This is a genomic window from Bacillus sp. MUM 13 (assembly GCF_001866725.1).
Taxonomy (GTDB): domain Bacteria; phylum Bacillota; class Bacilli; order Bacillales; family DSM-1321; genus Peribacillus.
On sequence record NZ_MLYQ01000143.1, the window covers coordinates 1 to 2189 of the forward strand.

The 2189-nt window shown below is 40.1% G+C and carries 3 protein-coding genes; all 3 read right to left on the minus strand.

The genetic code is table 11. The annotated features are described in order from the left end of the window. Positions 1 to 51: 51 nt before the first annotated feature. The 3 genes from BIV59_RS21775 to BIV59_RS21785 all read right to left on the minus strand — a co-directional run bounded on the left by BIV59_RS21775 (position 52) and on the right by BIV59_RS21785 (position 2140). Positions 52 to 453, minus strand: coding sequence for a secondary thiamine-phosphate synthase enzyme YjbQ (locus BIV59_RS21775; protein ID WP_071353556.1), 402 nt, complete (start codon positions 451 to 453; stop codon positions 52 to 54). Positions 454 to 455: 2 nt separating this feature from the next. Beyond that, positions 456 to 1268 carry a VOC family protein gene (locus tag BIV59_RS21780; RefSeq protein WP_071353557.1) on the minus strand — a complete coding sequence of 271 codons (813 nt, stop codon included), beginning with the start codon at positions 1266 to 1268 and terminating at the stop codon, positions 456 to 458. A gap of 311 nt (positions 1269 to 1579) precedes the next feature. Further along, on the minus strand, positions 1580 to 2140 hold the full coding sequence (locus BIV59_RS21785; protein ID WP_240501970.1) for a group II intron maturase-specific domain-containing protein: 561 nt from the start codon (positions 2138 to 2140) through the stop codon (positions 1580 to 1582). Positions 2141 to 2189: the final 49 nt, after the last annotated feature.

The following is a 2189-nucleotide window of genomic DNA, read 5'->3' on the forward strand; positions in this document are numbered from 1 at the left end:
ATCTTTAAGAAAAGAGCCCATTTATAAAAAAAAGAGACATGCAAATGCCCCTTATTTCCCTAATAATGTAATATAAACCTGCCGTTCTCTAGGACCATCAAATTCACAAAAATAAATTCCCTGCCATGTTCCAAGAATTAGCTTGCCTTTATGGACGATTACCTGCTGAGACGGGCCAGTGAAGGAGGTTTTTAGATGTGCTGCGGTATTTCCTTCAGCATGCAAATCGAGTTCATGGTTCCATGGGAAGATTTCATCAAGCCTTCTCAGAAAATCTGTTTTAACATCAGGGTCAGCATTTTCATTTATGGTTATTCCGGCCGTTGTATGTGCTGAATAAATAACCGCTATGCCTTCTTCAAAGCCTGTTTCCTTTATGAATTCCCGGACTTCTGGCGTCAGGTCTATGATTTCATCTCTTTTTCTTGTATTCACGCTAATTTTTTTTATCATACTTATCCTCTCCTTTTGGAAAACTCATACCAGCTTCCCATGATTTCGTGCACAGAATCTTTTCCATTTATGGTTTTGATGCAAACCTTAAATGGCTTTTGACATATTTCTTCAGTGTCAGCAGACTGCTGGCATTTTGCAGCAGGCTCTGCAAAAATAAGCCGTGTCCCTCCTGCAATGATAGAACAGCAAAAACTATCGAGCGTGTAATCCGAATAATATTCTTCTATCTTTGCATCAAGGAGCATGCTCCATTTTGCTGCTGTGGCCTTACAGTTTTTTACCCTAAAATATACAGATGAAATCCCTTCATCCGCTCCGCTTTTGATTATTATACCCCTGCCAAGCAAATTCTTCAGCCTGATTGAATCCTCTTCCCACTCAATGAAAAACGGCAATGGAAGCTCTCCTTCTTGTTGTTCGATAAAAAGCATTTTCCATTGCAGCAATTCTCCATCTTCAAGCCGCCGCTCGGCATGTATCACCTTTTTGGGATTCATGCCTTTTTGAAGCAGAATATTCCTGAGGGTAGATATATTCTTGGTCCGAAAGCAAATGGCACCGAAGCCTTCATGATGATGATTTTGCAGAAGCAGGGAAATCAATTCATTATCGGCATGTCTAGCCATCTCTATGTCATTCACAGCCAAAAATTCAATATAAGCCAAGCCGGCATGCATCAGGCTGTTCCAGGTTCCCCATTTTTCATGTTTGCCGCCAATTACAGCGTGGCGGTCAATTTCTTTCATTTTTTCTGCTGCCTCAGCAGGACTGCGGTTTATAAAATGTACAAGATGATCGAATAAAAGATCCATATCCCTTTCTCCCCTTCCATATTGCCATAATCCCCCTGCAACTTCAGGGTGAAGCTTAGCTTATGATTCCTTTAAATATGTACCTCAGGTAAAATCAGGTAATTTGATTTTATCATACTTAAAGGAACAAACAGATCAATATGTTTCCGGCTGGTAAGAGTTTATGATTGCAGACTGTTCCCTCCGCTGTGAGACGTAAGCAGGCTTAATTTCCCCCGGTATTTTCCCAATCGAGTAGAGGGAAAATAGATGTATTATTTTCGCCCCTCTCACAACACCGTACGTACGGATCGCGTATACGGCGTTTCAATTTATATCACAGTGTGTACTTTTAGGAAATGGTCTAAAGCAGAGGGGACTCCCCTCTGCTTTAGTCTTTTGTTTGAGATTGCTCTTTGGACGACTTTTGAAAGCCCTATGAATCGGTAACCTTTTCGACAGTAGGTTAATCCTTTCGCTTCTTCTTCCGGAATCCCTAGTTGAATTAGCGATTTGATTTGTTTCTTCGTTACTTTCCATTGTTTCCAGATGATAACCCTAATTCTGGAGCGAAGCTTTTTGTCTATTCGTTCAGTCACCTTTTTCATATTTGCCACTCTGAAGTAGTTTACCCATCCAAGTATAACTTGTTTCAGTTTCATTATTCGGTAGTCTAGTGGAACACTCCAGCTCCGTTTTGTCAGTCGTCGAAGCTTCCTTTGAAACTTCTGTACCGAACTTGGATGAGGTTTCACTTGATATCTCTTGTTTTTAATGTCGTAATAATACCCAAATCCTAAGAATTTTAATTCTTTTGGACGTGAGATTCTACTCTTCTCTATGTTGACTATAAGACCTAATTTCTCTTCTATAAATCTCACGATTGAGTTCATTACTCGGTTCGCTGCTTTTTCACTTTTCACAAAGATAGTGGATTTTCAC

Coding starts and splice junctions, on each gene's coding strand:
- BIV59_RS21785 (WP_240501970.1), bottom strand. CDS start 2,140: ATGAACTCAATCGTGAGATTTATAGAAGAGAAATTAGGTCTTATAGTC.
- BIV59_RS21780 (WP_071353557.1), bottom strand. CDS start 1,268: ATGGATCTTTTATTCGATCATCTTGTACATTTTATAAACCGCAGTCCT.
- BIV59_RS21775 (WP_071353556.1), bottom strand. CDS start 453: ATGATAAAAAAAATTAGCGTGAATACAAGAAAAAGAGATGAAATCATA.